Genomic DNA, 16,428 nt, shown 5'->3' with positions numbered 1-16,428 from the left:
TAAGAGCCGGCGTCGATCAGCCCTCGCTGATCCGCCCGCACTCAGCCCTCTGGCCCCGTTCGTCTGACGCGGCAGCTGAGTTGTCCGACCCGGGATCGCGCCGCGTCGTCACATTTCCCAAGGAGTCCATATGCGAATTCATCCTGTCCAGAAGTCCGCTCAGAAGCGTGGCGGGAAGTCCAGGACCGCCAAAACCGCCAAGCCCCGCACCCCGCTCCCCGAGCACGTCGTGCCCGCGGCGCCCCGGCAGATGCCGATGCCCCCGATGCCGATGAGGCCGACGCAGCAGCCGCGCCGGATCCCCGGCAAGGGTGGCCGCTGACCCGCGGCCCCTTCGAGGAAAGTCCCGGCCCTGGATTCCCAGGACCGGGGCTTTCCCACCTCACGGCCCCTCACGGGCACCCCGTCGGCTCAGGCCGTCGCCGGACCGGGGCTTTCCGCACCTCGCGGACCCCTCACCGGCACCTCACGGACACCCAGAGCACCTCGGACGCCCCATCGGCTCAGGCCGTCGCGGGCACCGGCGTCACAGACGCTCGATGATCGTGACGTTGGCCTGGCCGCCGCCCTCGCACATCGTCTGCAGCCCGTACCGGCCACCGGTCCGCTCCAGCTCGTGCAGGAGTTTGGTCATCAGGATCGCGCCGGTGCCGCCCAGTGGGTGGCCCAGGGCGATCGCGCCGCCGTTCGGGTTGACCTTGGCCGGGTCGGCGCCCAGGTCGTTGATCCACGCCAGTGGGACGGGGGCGAACGCCTCGTTGATCTCGGTGACGTCGATGTCCTCGATGGACAGGCCCGCCCTCTTCAGCGCCTTCCGCGTCGCCGGGATCGGCGCGGTCAGCATGTAGACCGGGTCGTCGCCGGTGAGCGCCAGGGTGACGATGCGCGCCCTGGGGGTCAGGTTGTGGTCGCGGACGGCCTGCTCGGAGGCGATCAGGAGCGCTCCCGAGCCGTCGGAGATCTGCGAGGAGGTGGCGGCCGTGATCATGCCGTCCTCCTTCAGCGTCCTCAGCGACGCCATCTTCTCCAGCGTGGTGTCCGGGCGCGGGCCCTCGTCGTCCTCGACACCGTTGATCGGGGCGATCTGGTCCCTGAAATAGCCGTTCGCGACGGCCTTCGAGGCCCGCTGGTGGCTCTCGTACGCGAACCGCTCCAGCTCCTCGCGCTTGAGGCCCCACTTCTGGCACATGAGTTCCGCGCCGCGGAACTGGGAGATCTCCTGCTTGCCGTACCGCTCCACCCACTTCTCCCCGAAGGGGAAGGGCATCCCCTTCTCCAGGGCGGTGGTGATGCTCGACCCCATGGGGACGATGCTCATGGATTCCACTCCGGCGGCCACGACGAGGTCCTGGGTGCCGGAGAGCACGCCCTGGGCCGCGAAGTGGATCGACTGCTGGGAGGAGCCGCACTGGCGGTCGATGGTCACACCGGCGACGTTCTCCGGGAGGCCCGCCGACAGCCACGCGTTGCGCGCGATGTCCATGCTCTGCGGGCCGAACTGCATGACACAGCCCATGATCACGTCTTCGACCGCGGACGGGTCGACGCCCGTGCGCTCGACGAGCGCGCCGAGGGTGTGCGCGGCCAGATCGGTGGGGTGGACGGTGGACAGACCGCCCTTCTTCTTGCCGACGGGGCTGCGGACCGCCCCGACGATGTACGCCTCTGCCACAGTGCCTCCTGCTTGCGGGACCGAGCTGCCTGCGAAACCGAGCAATGTTCGGTTATTAGGAGGTTACAACAGAACCTTTGTCCGCGCCCCGACGGGAGCCGTCCGCGCGGCGGCGGGGACGGTCGCGCCTTAAGCGGCGCCGCTCAGGCCTTCCTGGTGCTCGTCATGGTCGCGTAGGCGATGACGTTGTCGGTGTAGTGACCGGTCGCGCGGTTGTAGACGCCGCCGCACGTGATCAGGTGCAGCTGCGGGGTCGGCGACTGGCCGTACACCCGCTGTGTCGGGAACACCGACTTCTCCGCCTGCTCCAGGCCGCCGACGGTGTAGACGGCGACGATCCCGTCCTTGCGGTGCACCTCGATGACGTCGCCGTTGCGGATCTCGTGGAGGCGGCTGAACACCGCGCTTCCCGAGCGCGTGTCCTTGTGCCCGAGCATGATCGCGGGGCCCGCCTCACCGGGGGTGGGGCCCGAGCGGTACCAGCCGACCAGGTTCGGGTTGGCGATCGGCGGCACCTCGATGGCACCCTTCTTGTCGAGCCCGACGGACTCGACCGGCGCGTTGACCCCGAGCCGCGGGATGACCAGGCGCACCGGGGAGGAGGGCTGCATGGCCGGGGCCGCGGGCAGGCTGGGCAGCGGCGGCGGCACGGTCGGGGGCGCCTGGAAGTAGGGGTTCGCAGGTGCCGCGGCCGCCAGGTCCCGGGGCGGCAGGGTGGTGCGCTGGTCGGCCAGGCCGTACTCCTCGGGCGCGGCCAGCATGTAGAGCAGGCCCACCAGCACCGTGACCACCCCGGCGATCCCGGCCAGGATGAGCACCGACCGCATCATCCGGCCGCCGCCGAGGGGCTCCCGCCCCGGCGGCCACTCCTCGTACGGCGGGCCGTACCCCTGGTGGCCCGGCGACGGATACGGCGGCTGGACCGGGACCGGCCGGTAGTGGGGCGCCGGACCCTGGGGATGCCCGGGGGGCGGCCAGCCGCCCGGAGGTGGGGTGGTCATCCGGCCACCCCGATCAGCCGCGACCGGCGGTGCGACGCCGCAGCACAAGCCCGCCGATCCCGGCGAGCCCCACCATCAGCACGCCGCTGAGCATGATCATCCGAGCGTCGGGCCCGGAGTCGCCGCCGCCACCCGTGGAGGCCGCACCCTTGGGGGTCTCGTCGATCTGCTCGTCGGGGTTGGGGTTCGAGGAGGAGGTCCTGGTCTGGGTGACGGTGAGCGTCGGCGTCGCCCTGGGGGTCGTGGTGGTCGGGGTGGGGGTCGGCGTCGGGGTGGGGGTCGGGCTGGCCGACTGGCTGGGAGTGCCCGTTCCCACGGTCACCCGCAGCGCGGCGGCGGAGGCCTGGGCGGACGCCTGGGTGTCGGCCAGAAGGTTGCACACCAGCACCTCGACGTCGGCGGCCGTGGCTCCCGCCGCGGGGCCGAAGAGCAGGCTGAAGGAGTCGGGCTTGAAGGCCACGACGCCGGTCGCGCTGGGAGTCGCCGTGACCACCAGCGTCGGCAGGGTGAGCGGCTGGCCGGACGTCATCGCCGCGGCGGGAGCGGTGACGGCGACCGGGCGAAGCTCGGAGGGAACCGCGAGGACCCCCGCGGGAGTCGCGTCGATCTGCACGTCGGCGTCGAGAATGAGAGACAGGGACGCGGGGATGACCGTAGGCGCGACGACGGTGCCGGTCGGGGCAATCTTCCAGGTCGCCACGACGGGGGAGTTCGTCACCGCCGACGTCGGACCGGTGAGCTCCATCTGGAACGTCTGCGTCGCCGACGGTGACGCCGCGCCGGGGACCGTGCAGCTGTACGCGACCGGTTTGGGCGCGGCGTAGATGGAGGCGAGCGCGGGGAACGCACCGAAGATGACTGCGCCCGCCGCAGCGATCACGGCTGTCTTGACCGCGACGCGCAGCCGCGTCTTGGACTTCAGCACAGTTTCTCCTCGTTCCAGATTGATCGACCGGCGCACCGGCCGCCGAGGCCTACAGATTGTGGTCAAGGTTCGGCATAGATCCTACGAACAGAGACCGGGACACGCGAGCAAGTCGGCTAAACGGACACAAATTCCCATCTATCCCACAGCAAACGACACCGTACATCGGTAAAGCCCTCAGTGGTGGGTCGGGTAGGGCCCCTGTTGGACCCCGGACGGGGCGAAGACGTCTCCCGAAGTCCGGCCGAGGGACTCGCCGCGCACCCGGCCGTCCGATGGACCGGCGGTCCGGTATCGGCAATCAGTGTCTGGATATATGGAAAAGACCAGGTCAAGACTGGTGATACCAGTCCTGGAGATCACCATCCGCGGAGCATCATCGGGCAGGCTGGAACCTGCGATGAGCCCAATTCGGACGCTCCGAATACCCCTCTGGGTTGCTGAAATATTTCATCGACACGGACACGGTGATCATCGGCCCGGTCGCCCGCACCCCACGCGATGCGGGTCGCGGTGGCGACTCGGCCGGTTCCCGTTCGGAGAGGATTCGATGAAGGGCACACGAGCGGATATACGGGTCATGAAGAGCATCCACCGCGCCCTCGGTCCGGCGAACCGCGTGGATCTCTCCGCGCCGAAGGGCCGAAGGGCCGAGGACTCCCCGGTGGCACGGCGCGCCCGCCGAACGCCCCCTCCGTGCGGTGACGACACGGTGACGACCATCCCCGGGCTCCCCCGGCAGCCCCCTCCCCCGCTCGGCCGCGAGCCCCTCCCCGGGACTCGCTCCCAGCGGACGAATCAGCGTCTCCCCTGAGATTTCCCCACCGGAAGGATTGAGATGAGCACGCCGGTTGCATCGCAGGCGCGCGGCGGGCAGTTGCCCCGCCGGCGGATCCCGGCGAGATGGATCGCCGTCGCCCTCGCGACGGCCCTCCTGGCGGCCATCGGGTTCAGCACCCAGTACCGTCCGGCGGAATCGGTCGCGGCGGGTCCCAGGCGGTTCGACCCGACCGTGTACGGAGCGCGGACGTACGAGGACAAGGTCGTGCCCGTGGTCGAGAGAAAGGCCGTCGAGCTGCCCGTACTGGTGAGGGCCATGACCGACGACATGAAGGGGGCCGAAAAGCAGTACGGCGTCCGGCAGGGCAACGGCCCCTACAACTTCGCGGTCAAGGGCACCGGAACGGCCGGGGCGGTGGAGTCGGGGCTGATGCCCGTGGCCGTACGGGGGCTGCCTCCCCACACCCGGGTGTCGCTACAGGTCGGTCCGGTCATCAACGGCACGGCGCTGCGGGACGTGGTCGGGTTCATCACCTTCGAGCAGTTCCTCAACCAGGTGGAGTACGCCGACGCCGCCACCGCGCTGAACGACCAGATGCGGGAGAAGCTGCTGAAGCACCTGGACGCGCCGGGGCTGAAGGGCAAGAAGATCTCCTTCGTCGGGGCCTTCAGCTTCCTCACCCCCTCCGTCGTGACCATCACCCCGGTCTCGATCAAGGAGACTTCGTGAGGACCCCGGCCGTCAACGTCCTGAGCGCCCGTGACGTCACCAAGGTGTACGGGGACACGCCCACGCTCAGGGGAGTCGACTTCGACGTCGCCGCCGGCCGGGTGACCGCGCTGTTCGGCGAGAACGGGGCCGGCAAGTCGACCCTGATGAGGATCCTCTCCGGGATCGAGCGCCCCACCGCCGGCCATGTCGAGCTCGACGGCGAGCCCGTCAGATTCGTGTCGCCCCGCGACGCCGCCGACCGGGGTGTCTCGATCGTCCACCAGGGGCTCAGCCTCTGCCCAAACCTAAGCATCCAGGACAACCTGTTCCTGGCCCGGGAGATCTGCGGGGGTCCCTGGGTGATCGACCGCTCGTCCCAGCGGGCCACCACCGCGGCGATCCTCCACAGCCTGGAGGAGTATCTGGATCCCGGCCTGCTGGTCGGTGACCTGACGCCGGGCGAGCAGCAGATCGTCGAGATCGCGCGGGCGCTCCTCCAGGAGGCCCGAGTGCTGATCATGGACGAGCCCACCTCGGCGCTCACCGCCCCGGAGATCGAGGTCCTGTTCCGGGTCATCAGGGAGCTGACCGCGAACGGGGTGGCGATCGTCTACGTCTCCGCGCACCTGGAGGAGGCGCTGGAGATCGCCGACGACGTCGCCGTCCTGCGGGACGGGCGGCTGATCGCCACGGCGGACGCCGAGAACGTCGACGTCCGGTGGATCGTGGAGCGGACGACCGACCGCGACCAGGGCGACCTGTTCCCGCACCACACCCCGGCCACCGGGGCGGAGGTGCTGGCGCTGCGCGGCCTCGTGGTGGCCGACCCGGCCAATCCCGGCCGGCTCGCGATCGACGATCTCTCCCTGACCGTCAGGGAGGGCGAGATCGTGGGGATCTACGGCATGACGGGCTCGGGCCGCACCGAGTTGCTGGAGGCGCTCGCCGGCCGGATCCCCTCGCAGTCGGGCGAGATCCTGCTCTCCGGCGTCCCGCTGGAGCGCGCGGGGATTCGCGACCGCATCGGCCTGGGCATGGTCCTGGTCCCCGGGGACCGGCGGCGCGACGGCCTCGTCCAGACGATGTCGGTCGGGGAGAACCTCTCCCTGGCCGGGCTGGGCAGGTTCGTCCGGCGGCTGCTCGTCTCCCGTGACCGCGAGCGGGACGCCGTCAACCAGATGATCACCGGCATCGCCGTCGGGAGGGACGGCACGGAGGCGCCCATCGCGTCGCTGAGCGGCGGCGACCAGCAGAAAGTGGTCATCGGCAGGGCGTTGCTGACCACTCCCCGGGTACTCCTGCTGGACGAGCCCTCCCGCGGCGTCGACACCGACGCCAGGGCGGACATCTTCGAACTCATGGCCGCACGGGCGGAACGTGGCATGGCCGTCGTCTTCACCACCTCGGACGCCGAGGAGGCCCTGCGCGTCCCCGACCGGCTGCTGGTGCTCGCCTGCGGAGCCCTCGCCGGCGAGTTCCGGCGCGGCGAGATAACCCGGGAGAAGCTGATGAGGGTGTCGGACGGCACCACCGTCAACACGGACGAGGACGAGGAGGGAGCGGGGTGATACCTCGGGAAACGTCCCCCGCACCGGCCTCGCCCGGCCACTCCCCGCCGAAGAGGTCCGCGGCCGAGGCACGCCGTCTGTCGCTGGTGAACGGCCTGTTCGAGCTGCGGGCGCTCATCGCGCTCGTGGTCGTGGTCGTGGTCTTCGGCCTGCTGTCGGAGTCCTTTCTCACCCTGCCGAACCTCATCACGATGACCAAACACGTCGCGATCAACGCGGTGATCGCGCTCGGCATGCTGCTGGTCATCCTCAAGGGCGGCATCGACCTGTCGGTGGGCTCGATCATCGGGCTCTCCGGGGTCGTCGCCGGCGAGTTGCTCGAAGGGCTCAACCTCGGGTTCGCCGACGCGGTCGCCTACCCGCCCGTGTGGGGCGTGATCGTGCTCTGCGTCGCGGTCGGCATGCTCGCCGGCCTGGTGAACGGCATCGTCATCACCCGCTTCAACGTGGCGCCGTTCATCGCGACGTTCGGCATGCTGTACGTGGCGCGGGGAATCGCGCTGCTGATCTCCGGCGGCTCGACCTACCCCAACCTGGACGGCAACCCCGACCTCGCCAACACCGGCTTCGAGGTCCTCGGCAACGGGCGCCCGCTCGGCCTCCCGATGGCGATCTGGATCATGATCTTCCTCGCCGCCGTCGTCACGCCGGTGCTCACCAGGACGCCGTTCGGGCGGTGGCTGTACGCCGCGGGCGGCAACGAGCGAGCCGCGGAGCTCTCCGGGGTCCCGGTCGAACGCGTCAAGATGTCCGTGTATGTGATCTCCGGCGCCTGTGCCGCGCTCGCGGGTCTCATCATCGCCTCGGAGCTGACCTCGGCGACGCCGATGGCCGGTGAGATGTACGAGCTCAACGCGATCACCGCGGTGCTCCTCGGCGGCGCCGCGCTGAGCGGAGGGCGCGGCACGGTGCGAGGCACCCTCATCGGGGCCTTCGTCATCGGCTTCCTCTCCGACGGCCTGGTGCTCGTGGGCGTGTCGACGTCCTGGCAGCTCACCATCAAGGGGGCCTTGCTCGTTCTCGCCGTGATGCTGGACCAGGGGCAGCGACGGTTCCAGCGGCGCGGGGCCACCGCGTCGGCGATGGCCGCCGACAGGCGGCCGGGCTGACCCGCCCTGCCGGCCGGCTGACATCGGGCCGCTCCCGGCCGCCCCGGCTGCTCCGAGCCACCTCGGGCCACTCGGACCGGGATCGCGCCGGTCTTGGCGCCCCTTTAGCTCCCCCGTGATTCTCGAAGCGGCAGGATTGCCGCTTCTTTTGGATTTTCAGATTAATAGGAAATCCACCCCTCATCAGGGAATTGACAGGATAAACGCATGGCAGTCGAAGCGTTCGGCAGCGATATCACGCTGCGCATCAACGGTGCCGACCACTCCGTCTCCCTGGACAACCGGGTGACCCTCCTGGACGCGCTACGGGAGCATCTCGGGCTGACCGGGACGAAGAAGGGATGCGACCACGGGCAGTGCGGGGCGTGCACGGTCCTGCTGGACGGCCGCCGGGTGAACAGTTGCCTGACGCTCGCCGTCACGGCCGCCGGGCAGGAGATCCTCACCATCGAGGGGGTGGCAGGCCTGGCCCGCACGGACGACCTGCACCCCGTACAGCGGGCGTTCCTCGACCACGACGGCTTCCAGTGCGGCTACTGCACGCCGGGCCAGATCTGCTCGGCCATCGGCGCGCTCGACGAGGCGGAACGGGGCTGGCCGAGCCACGTCACCGAGGACGTCGCCGCGGGCGTCGCCTCCAGCGGCGCCCTGGACGCCGAGGAGGTCCGCGAGCGGATGAGCGGCAACCTCTGCCGCTGCGGGGCGTACGCCGGGATCGTCGAAGCCGTCCTCGACGCGGCCGGCGGGGGAAGCCCGGAGCCGGTTCTCGCCGGGCGAAATCGCGGAGGCACGCGATGAGGCCCTTCACCTACGAGCGCGCCACCGACCCCGGGGCCGCCGCCACCGCCCTCCTCGACGGCACCGACGCGATGTTCCTGGCCGGCGGCACCAACCTCGTGGACCTGATGAAGCTCGGCGTGGCCAGGCCGGCGAAGCTGGTGGACGTCACGCGGCTGCCGTACGACCGGATCGAGCACCGGGCCGACGGGAGCGTGCTCATCGGCGCGACGGTCCGCAACAGTGACCTGTCCGGCGACCGGGGCATCAGGGAGCGTTTCCCCGCGCTCTCCCAGGCGGTGCTGGCCGGGGCCTCCGGGCAGCTGCGGTCGATGGCCACCACCGGTGGGAACCTGCTGCAGCGCACCCGCTGCCCGTACTTCCAGGACGTCACCAAGCCGTGCAACAAGCGCGCCCCGGGGACCGGCTGCTCGGCGATCGACGGCGACCACCGCGACCTGGGGGTGATCGGCACCTCCGTGACGTGCGTGGCCACCCACCCCTCCGACATGGCGGTGGCGATGGCCGCCCTCGACGCCGTGGTGCACATCAGGCTCGCGGGAGGCGACGAGCGGGCGGTGCCGCTCTCCCGCTTCTACCTGCTGCCCGGCGACACCCCGGACCGGGAGACGGTGCTGAAACCCGGTGACCTGATCACCGGGGTCGAGCTGCCCCCGCCCCCGGACGGCGCGGCCATGCTGTACCGCAAGGTCCGCGACCGCTGGTCCTACGCGTTCGCGGTGGTCTCGGTCGCGGCGGTGGTCACGACCGAGGCCGGCGGTTCGCTGCGGGAGATCCGGCTGGCGCTGGGCGGGGTGGCCCCGGTGCCGTGGCGGGCCCGGCAGGCCGAGGGGATGCTGACCGGCCACAGGCCGACCAGGGCGCTGCTGCTGGCGGCCGGGGAGGCGGAGTTCGCGGCGGCGCGCCCTCTCCCGCGGAACGAGTTCAAGATCGGACTCGCCGGCGACCTGATCGCGGCGAGCGTGCGCGATCTCACAAAACCGACGGGGTCCACGGGGTCCACGGGGAATTTCACACGGGAGGAGCGGGGATGACCACGCTCGACAAGGTGGTGGGCGGGGCACCGGCCAGGATCGAGGGACGCGACAAGGTCACCGGCGCGGCCCGCTACGCGTACGAGTACCCCGTACCGAATGCCGTCTACGCCTGGCCGGTGCAGTCCACGATCGTCCGGGGTCGGGTGCGCGCCGTCCGCGCCGCCGCCGCGCTGGCCATGCCGGGGGTGATCGCCGTGCTGGACAGCCGCAACGTCTCCCGGCTGCGCCCCGTGCAGGACGCCGAGCTGGCCGTCCTGCAGTCGGCCGACGTCTCCTACCGAGGGCAGATCGTCGCCGCCGTGGTCGCGAACACCCTGGAGGAGGCCTGCGAGGCGGCGTCGGCGGTACGCGTGGAGTACGAGGGAGAGGAGGAGTACGACGTCGTGCTGAATCCCGATGACCCGCGCATCCTCTCACCGCGGAAGGCCAACGCGGGCTTCGCGGGGACGGTCGACTGGGGTGACGTCGAGGGCGCCCTCGCGTCGGCGCCGGTCGGCGTGGACGCCGTCTACACGACCTCGACCGAGCACGCCAGCCCGATGGAGCCGCACGCCACGATCGCGTTCTGGGAGGGCGAGAGCCTGACGCTCTACAACTCCGACCAGGCACCGTGGATGTCGGCGACCGCGATCGCCGAGTTGTTCGGCCTTCCCGAGAACGCGGTGAGCGTCGTCGCGGACCACGTCGGCGGTGGTTTCGGATCGAAGGCGGTGCCGCGCCCGCCGACCGTGCTCGCCGCGCTGGCCGCCCGCGCCGTCAGACGACCGGTCAAGGTGGCGATGACCCGGCAGCAGATGTTCACGCTCGTCAGCTACCGGACGCCCACCGTGCAGCGCGTACGCCTGGGGGCCGAACGGGACGGCAAGCTGACCGCGGTGTGGCACGACTCGCTCCAGCAGAGCTCGAAGCTCGTCGAGTACACCGAGCAGACGGTCGCGGCCAGCCGCATGATGTACGCGACGCCCAACAGCCACACCGCCCACCGGCTGCTGCGACTGGACGTGCCGACCCCCTCGTGGATGCGCGCCCCCGGCGAGGCTCCGGGAATGTTCGCCCTGGAGTCGGCGATGGACGAGCTGGCGTACACCCTCGGGATGGATCCCGTCCAGCTGCGGATCGTCAACGAGCCCTCGGCCGATCCCGAGTCGGGACTCCCGTTCAGCAGCCGCAACCTGGTCGCCTGCCTGCGTGAGGGGGCGGCGCGCTTCGGCTGGGCCGGGCGCGACCCCACGCCGGGTGTCCGCGAGGAGGGCCGTCGGCTCGTCGGGACCGGTGTCGCCTCGTCGACCTACCCCGTCTTCACCATGGCCTCCACCGCGGCCGCCTACGCCGAGCCCACGGGCAGGTTCGTGGTCGAGATCGCCGCGGTCGACATCGGCACCGGGGCCCGCACCGCGCTGACCCAGGTGGCCGCCGACGAGCTCGGGGTGCCGATGGACCGGGTCACGGTCAGGGTGGGCCGCAGCGTCTTCGGTCCCGCGCCGTTCGCCGGGGGGTCCATGGGCACCTCCTCGTGGAGCTGGGCGGTGAGCAAGGTGTGCCGTGCGCTGGTCAAGGAACTCGACGAGCGGTCCGGCGTGGTCCCCCCGGAGGGGCTGGGGGCGCGGGCGGACACCACCGAGGACCTCGCCGCCTGGAAGCGCTTCTCACGCCACTCGTTCGGGGCCCAGTTCGCCGAGGTCACGGTGGACGTCGACAGCGGGCAGGTCCGTGTCGAGCGGCTGCTCGGGGTCTTCGCGGCCGGCCGGATCATCAACGCCAGGACGGCGCGCTCGCAGTTCCTCGGCGGCATGACGATGGGGATCTCCATGGCCCTGCACGAGGCCCTGGAGATGGACCCCGGGTTCGGCGACTTCGTCAACCACGACCTGGCCGGCTACCACATCGCGGCGAACGCCGACGTCCGCGGGATCGAGGCCCACTGGATCGACGAGCAGGACGACGAGCTCAACCCGGTCGGCGCCAAGGGCATCGGCGAGGTGGGGATCGTCGGCACCGCCGCGGCGATCGCCAACGCCGTCTTCCACGCGACCGGCTTCCGGCAGCGCGACCTGCCGATCACCCTTGACCGGGTACGGGCGGCCATGCGCGCCCGTTGACGGGACGCCTTGGCTCAGGCCAGTCCCACTCAGACCGGTCCCGCTCAAGCCGGTCCCGCTCAGACCGGCCCCGCTCAGACCGGCCCCGCTCAGGCCAGTCCCGCTCAGACCGATCCCCACTCAAGCCAGTCCCGCTCAAGCCGATCCCCGCTCAGGCCGGGCGGATGGCGCGGACCGTGGCGGTGGTGATCGGAAGGTCGAACTCGCCGCTCGCGGTCTCGGGGGTGGAGCGCAGGTAGGCCGTGACCCGGTCCGTCAGCCTGGTCCGCTCGGCCTCGGAGAGGGTCAGCACGTGCGAGTGCGTGCAGATCGTCGCCACCATCGACTCCACGGTACGGCGCTGGCCGTGCGGAAACCGGGTGTGCTCGATCACCGGAAAGAGCGGCCCCTCCCTGAGAATCGACTCGGGCCGCCACCGGCGGAACGACACCGGGCTCTTCGAGACCTCCTTCAGGCCGTTCACCCAGGGAACCTCGTCGTCGTCGAGGTTCCACACGCCCGCCAGCACCCCGCCCGGGGCCAGGACCCGCGCTATCTCGGGCAGGGCCCGATCGAGGTCGAACCAGTGCAGTGCCTGCCCGACGAGGACAGCGTCGACCGACCCGTCCGGCAGCGGGATCTCCTCCGCCGTACCCGCCATCGCTCGGGCGCCGGGCAGCAGGCGGCGGAGCTCGCCGAGCATGGCCGGGTCGGGTTCCACCGCGACGACGTCGGCGACGTGCCGCAGCAGCACGGTGGTCAGCTTCCCGGTCCCCGCCGCCAGATCGAGGACCCGCAGCGGCTCGCGCCCGCGGACCGGCTCCAGGGCCCACAGCACGGCGGCGTCGGGGTAGTCGGGCCGCTCCCGCGCGTACGCCTCCGCCTCGCTGCCGAACGAGGAGGCCCGCATCGCGAGAACCTCGGGATCGACGTCCTGGAAAGGAGATGAACTGTTCACAGGCCCACGGTAGTCCGGGATCGCCGGGCCGCCGGGACCGGGGGACCGTCCGTGTGGCACGGCCGCGGTTCCCGGTGGCCTGGCGGCGTTCGCACCGCGGCGACGGCCGGCACGGCGGTACCCGACGGCGTTCGCGCCACGCGACACCCGGTCGGCTCGTCAGCCTCCGCCGCGCAGCCGGTCCCGGATGGCACACGCCAGACCGGGGTCGTCGGCGATGACTCCGTCCACGTTGAGCCTGTACAGACGCTTCAGCCACTTCTTCACCTCTTCGGTGGCGCGTCCGCCGGAGGCGTCGCCCCTGAGGTCCGCCCGGAGCCGCGCGGCGAGCTTGCGGACCGTCGTGGCGTGGACCAGGAGCCCTTCCTCCTGGGCGTTCCTGACGAGCGCGACGGGTGACACCGGTCTCCCGTCGAGACCTCCGGGATCGCCGGGACCGATCCGCTTGGTGACCACACCGACGGCGTCGGCGTACGTGGCGACCTCCCGCAGCCCCTCCGGGGTGACCATGTCGTCGTAGGTGAGCGGGTCACCGGCGCTCGCGAGGTCGTACGGGGCGCCGGTCGCGCCGACGAACTGGACGAGCCGCAGCCGGGTGAGGGGACGCAGCCGCCTGAGGTTCCCCGGCTCGAAGGACTGGATGAACGCCGGGTCCCGCTCGTCGTCCCAGCCGTACCGCGCGAAGGTCTCCAGCAGCGGCCCCTCCAGCGGCAGCCCGATCGAGGCGAAGTAGGTGGGGAACTTCGTCTCGGCGTAGACGCCCACCCCGTGCCTCTGCGCGAGCTGGACCACCTCGTCGAGCGTCGGGATGCGCTCTATCCCGTCGTACGCGGTGTTGTCTCGCCGTTCCCTGGCGAAGCGTTCCCTGGCGCGGAGGGTGCGCAGCTCCTCCAGGGTGAAGTCCTCGGTGAACCAGCCCGTGTGCCGGATGCCGTTGATGACCTTGGAGGTCATGCGGTCGGCGAACTCGGGATGCCTGGCGATGTCGGTGGTCGCCGAGAGCTCGTTCTCGTGCCGTGCGACCAGCACGTGGTCCTTGGTCGAGACGAGGTCGGGCTCGATGTAGTCGGCGCCCATCGAGATGGCGACCGTGTAGGCGAGAAGCGTGTGCTCGGGCCGGAAGGCGCTGGCTCCGCGATGCGCGATGACGATCGGCGCGATCTCGTGGCGGCCGAAATGCCTGGCCTCCGGGTTCGCCGGACGCCCGGCCGCGGAGCTCACGGACCGTCCGGCCGCGGAGCTCGCGGGCCGCCGGGCCGCCGAATCACCGGATCGTTCGTCCGCGGGGCTCGCGGATCGCGTACCCGTCGAATCGGCGTGGTGGAGGGCCCCGATCGCGGCCATTCCTATGAGTACGGCCAGCACACCGGCCCGCGCCTTGCTCACCTGCGTACCCCCTCGCTCCTGTTCAGCGGGGGAGACACATTCGCATAAACGGCTATACCCGGACCGGACATGCGATTAACGATCAGAAGCGATTCTCGCTGAGATAACGCCATATGACCGCCTTGCGGGGTATTTCCCCAGATGTGTCCCGGTGTCGTAGGCAACAAAAAAAGAGTGAGCGATTAATCGCTCACTCCACTGCGAAGGAAAGGGAAACACGAGTCAACCGACGGCCGGGCGCTCTCCGCCCTCGTTCTCATCCTCGGGCCGCCGCGCGGGTCTCGGACGACGATCCGGCATCACGCGACCTCGGACAGCGAACCGGTCCCAGACGAAGGACCGGCACCACCCCTCACCTCGGACGACGAACCGGTACCGTACGTGCCGCGGACAGCGAACCGGCCCCAGGCGGCGAGCCCGCACCGCATGCGCCCCAGACGACGAACCGGCCTCGCAGCGGTCTCACGCGCCGAATCGGCGCCGCAGCGGCTCCCGGCGACGGACCGGTCTCCTGGATGTCGCGGGTGTCACCGGATCACCGCCCGCGCCCGCCCCGTGGCCCGCCTCCCCGGCCCTGTCCGTGCCGGTGTCCGTGCTTGTGCCGGTGGTGCCGCATGCCGTGCCTGGCCCACGCCGGCCGCCCTACCTCCCGGTCCCTGTTCCGCCAGGCACCCGGCCCGTGCCGTCCGAACCCGCGGCCCCCGTGCCATCCGGCCTCCGGGCCTCGCCGTCCGAACTCCCGGTCTTCACCGCGCCCGAACCTCCACCTCTCACCGCGCTCGCCGGCCGGGGCACGCCGTCCGACCCCGTACCGCCCGAACCCGGACTCCTCCGGCCGCCCTGACTCCCGGTCCCTCGAACGCCCGAACCCCCACCCGTCACCGCGCCCTCCGGGCCCGTTCTCCCCGTACCGCTTGAACGCCGGATCCTCCGGCCGCCCATGGTCCCAGTCGTCACCGCTCTCGGCGTCCGAGTCCGGCCGCCAGAAACCCCGGTCCCTGTGGCGTCCGAACGCCCACCCCTCACCGCGCCCGGCCCCCGGATCACGCCGCCAGAACCCGCGATTCCCATGGCGTCCCCACCCCGGATCACGCCGACCGGCCTCCCTCGCCCTGTGCCGTCCGCCGTCCGAGTGTCTCGGCCGCCCGGATCCCCAGTTCCCCTTGCGCTCGATGGTCGTCTCCGAGCGCTCGGCCGTCCGCCCCCCGTTGCCCCAGTTCTTGGTCGTCCAGCCCCCGGCGTGCTTCGGCGTCGAGTGCGTGTGGCGCTTGGCACCCCAGCCCGCGCCTCGCTCGTGTCCCGACTTCGGGTGCTGGACCGCGCCGAGAGCGGCCACCCCTATGAGTACGACCACCACCCCGGCCCGCACGATGCTCACCTGGGCACACCCCCGCCTTCTGATCATTCGGGGGGTTGTCGCTTATGAAGAACTTCCTACCCGGATTGCCGGGGAGGCTAACGATCAAAAACGGGCAACGGAGGGGCCGTGACCTGCCGATTCGCCGGGGACCGCGCCCGATCCGGGAAGTACGGCGCGCCGTGCCCGGCCCGCGGGCCGGGCAGCGCGCTCAGGCGCGACGGGTCTTCGACAGGGTCGCGTAAACGATGATGTTGTCGGTGTAGTGACGGGTCTTGCTGTTGTAGACACCACCGCAGGTGATCAGCCGCAGGGTCGCCTCACCGGTGTTGCCGTAGACCCGCTTGGACGGGAAGGCCGCCTTGCTGACCTGTTCCACGCCGTCGACCGTGAACTCCGCGAGACTTCCGTCGGACCGGGAGACCTTGATCTTGTCCCCGCGCTTGATCTCCTTCAACCGGCTGAAGACGGCGGCCCCGCCCTTGGTGTTCACGTGCCCGAGAACCACCGAGGGCCCCTGCTGCCCGGGGATCGGGCCGTGCTTGTACCAGCCCGCCTGGTTGGGCCTGCTCAGCGGAGGCGTCTGGATCTCCCGCTTGGAGTCGACACCGAGCGCCATCAGCGGGGCCAGCACGCCGATCTTCGGGATGGCCAGCCGCCGGGGCGTCACACCATCGCTCTTCAACGGCTCCGGAGGCATGATCACCGGCAGCGGCGGCGCCGCCGTGGGCGCGGCGGCCGTCAGCGGGGCGTCCAGCCCGCCCGACCCCACCTCGGGCGTCTGCCCCGCCGCGAGCTGCTGTCCGGCGGCCGGAACCTCCTGGATCTGGACGTTGCTGCCCGCCGCCTGCGGCACGGGCGGCCCGTACGGCGCGTCCTCGACCGCCGGGGCCAGGTACGCGAGCAGCCCCGCCATGATCACGGCCACCCCGCCGAGCGACCCGGCCACGAGGAGCCCGGCCATCAGCATGCTCCCCTTGGGCTTGGGAGCCGGACCGCGACCGTGGTAGGGATCGGGACCGCCCTGCGCGGGTCCTTGATACATCC

General features: G+C 71.1%; 13 protein-coding genes. 7 read left to right on the top strand and 6 right to left on the bottom strand.

Annotated features, from left to right (window positions below; translation table 11 throughout):
- The first annotated feature begins 130 nt into the window (after positions 1–130).
- Positions 131–322 carry a hypothetical protein gene (locus OG587_RS12455; RefSeq protein WP_329089876.1) on the top strand — a complete coding sequence of 64 codons (192 nt, stop codon included), beginning with the start codon at positions 131–133 and terminating at the stop codon, positions 320–322.
- A gap of 204 nt (positions 323–526) precedes the next feature.
- On the opposite strand, the gene OG587_RS12450 is transcribed toward OG587_RS12455, so the two are convergent.
- The 3 genes from OG587_RS12450 to OG587_RS12440 all read right to left on the bottom strand — a co-directional run bounded on the left by OG587_RS12450 (position 527) and on the right by OG587_RS12440 (position 3,598).
- Positions 527–1,672, bottom strand: a complete 1,146-nt coding sequence (locus OG587_RS12450) for an acetyl-CoA C-acetyltransferase (RefSeq protein ID WP_329089875.1) — start codon at positions 1,670–1,672, stop codon at positions 527–529.
- 143 nt (positions 1,673–1,815) lie between these two features.
- On the bottom strand, positions 1,816–2,673 hold the full coding sequence (locus tag OG587_RS12445; RefSeq protein WP_329089874.1) for a class F sortase: 858 nt from the start codon (positions 2,671–2,673) through the stop codon (positions 1,816–1,818).
- Positions 2,674–2,686: 13 nt separating this feature from the next.
- On the bottom strand, positions 2,687–3,598 hold the full coding sequence (locus tag OG587_RS12440; RefSeq protein WP_329089873.1) for a hypothetical protein: 912 nt from the start codon (positions 3,596–3,598) through the stop codon (positions 2,687–2,689).
- A gap of 838 nt (positions 3,599–4,436) precedes the next feature.
- On the opposite strand from OG587_RS12440, the gene OG587_RS12435 reads away from it, so the two are divergent.
- The 6 genes from OG587_RS12435 (at position 4,437) to OG587_RS12410 (ending at position 11,701) form a co-directional block, all read left to right on the top strand.
- Complete coding sequence (locus OG587_RS12435; protein WP_329089872.1) at positions 4,437–5,108, top strand: DUF2291 family protein; 672 nt, start codon at positions 4,437–4,439, stop codon at positions 5,106–5,108.
- Positions 5,105–6,658, top strand: a complete 1,554-nt coding sequence (locus OG587_RS12430) for a sugar ABC transporter ATP-binding protein (RefSeq protein ID WP_329089871.1) — start codon at positions 5,105–5,107, stop codon at positions 6,656–6,658. The genes OG587_RS12435 and OG587_RS12430 overlap by 4 nt, the downstream gene beginning before the upstream one ends.
- On the top strand, positions 6,655–7,767 hold the full coding sequence (locus OG587_RS12425; protein WP_329089869.1) for an ABC transporter permease: 1,113 nt from the start codon (positions 6,655–6,657) through the stop codon (positions 7,765–7,767). Before OG587_RS12430 ends, OG587_RS12425 begins: the two co-directional genes overlap by 4 nt.
- A 207-nt stretch (positions 7,768–7,974) precedes the next feature.
- Positions 7,975–8,565: a 2Fe-2S iron-sulfur cluster-binding protein gene (locus OG587_RS12420; RefSeq protein WP_329089867.1), complete on the top strand. Its 591-nt coding sequence runs from the start codon at positions 7,975–7,977 to the stop codon at positions 8,563–8,565.
- A complete protein-coding gene (locus OG587_RS12415; RefSeq protein WP_329089864.1) occupies positions 8,562–9,599 on the top strand; it encodes an FAD binding domain-containing protein in 1,038 nt (345 codons plus the stop codon). The genes OG587_RS12420 and OG587_RS12415 overlap by 4 nt, the downstream gene beginning before the upstream one ends.
- On the top strand, positions 9,596–11,701 hold the full coding sequence (locus OG587_RS12410) for a xanthine dehydrogenase family protein molybdopterin-binding subunit (RefSeq protein ID WP_329089862.1): 2,106 nt from the start codon (positions 9,596–9,598) through the stop codon (positions 11,699–11,701). The genes OG587_RS12415 and OG587_RS12410 overlap by 4 nt, the downstream gene beginning before the upstream one ends.
- A gap of 151 nt (positions 11,702–11,852) precedes the next feature.
- Here the strand turns inward: OG587_RS12410 and OG587_RS12405 are convergent, their stop codons facing one another.
- The 3 genes from OG587_RS12405 to OG587_RS12395 form a co-directional block, all read right to left on the bottom strand.
- Entirely contained in the window at positions 11,853–12,638 is a 786-nt protein-coding gene (locus OG587_RS12405) for a class I SAM-dependent methyltransferase (RefSeq protein ID WP_329089860.1), read from the bottom strand.
- 159 nt (positions 12,639–12,797) lie between these two features.
- A complete protein-coding gene (locus tag OG587_RS12400) occupies positions 12,798–14,024 on the bottom strand; it encodes a glycerophosphodiester phosphodiesterase family protein (RefSeq protein WP_329089859.1) in 1,227 nt (408 codons plus the stop codon).
- Between the two features lie 1,568 nt (positions 14,025–15,592).
- Positions 15,593–16,426 carry a class F sortase gene (locus OG587_RS12395; protein WP_329089857.1) on the bottom strand — a complete coding sequence of 278 codons (834 nt, stop codon included), beginning with the start codon at positions 16,424–16,426 and terminating at the stop codon, positions 15,593–15,595.
- Between the last annotated feature and the right edge of the window lie 2 nt (positions 16,427–16,428).

The organism is Streptosporangium sp. NBC_01469 (assembly GCF_036227305.1).
In the GTDB taxonomy this organism is placed as follows: domain Bacteria; phylum Actinomycetota; class Actinomycetes; order Streptosporangiales; family Streptosporangiaceae; genus Streptosporangium.
This window is presented reverse-complemented; position numbering and strand designations above follow the sequence as displayed.

Bases quoted from the DNA above. Each gene is read 5' to 3' on its own strand.
- OG587_RS12445 (WP_329089874.1), bottom strand. From the start codon at position 2,673: ATGACCACCCCACCTCCGGGCGGCTGGCCGCCCCCCGGGCATCCCCAG.
- OG587_RS12455 (WP_329089876.1), top strand. From the start codon at position 131: ATGCGAATTCATCCTGTCCAGAAGTCCGCTCAGAAGCGTGGCGGGAAG.
- OG587_RS12395 (WP_329089857.1), bottom strand. From the start codon at position 16,426: ATGTATCAAGGACCCGCGCAGGGCGGTCCCGATCCCTACCACGGTCGC.
- OG587_RS12435 (WP_329089872.1), top strand. From the start codon at position 4,437: ATGAGCACGCCGGTTGCATCGCAGGCGCGCGGCGGGCAGTTGCCCCGC.
- OG587_RS12410 (WP_329089862.1), top strand. From the start codon at position 9,596: ATGACCACGCTCGACAAGGTGGTGGGCGGGGCACCGGCCAGGATCGAG.
- OG587_RS12420 (WP_329089867.1), top strand. From the start codon at position 7,975: ATGGCAGTCGAAGCGTTCGGCAGCGATATCACGCTGCGCATCAACGGT.
- OG587_RS12415 (WP_329089864.1), top strand. From the start codon at position 8,562: ATGAGGCCCTTCACCTACGAGCGCGCCACCGACCCCGGGGCCGCCGCC.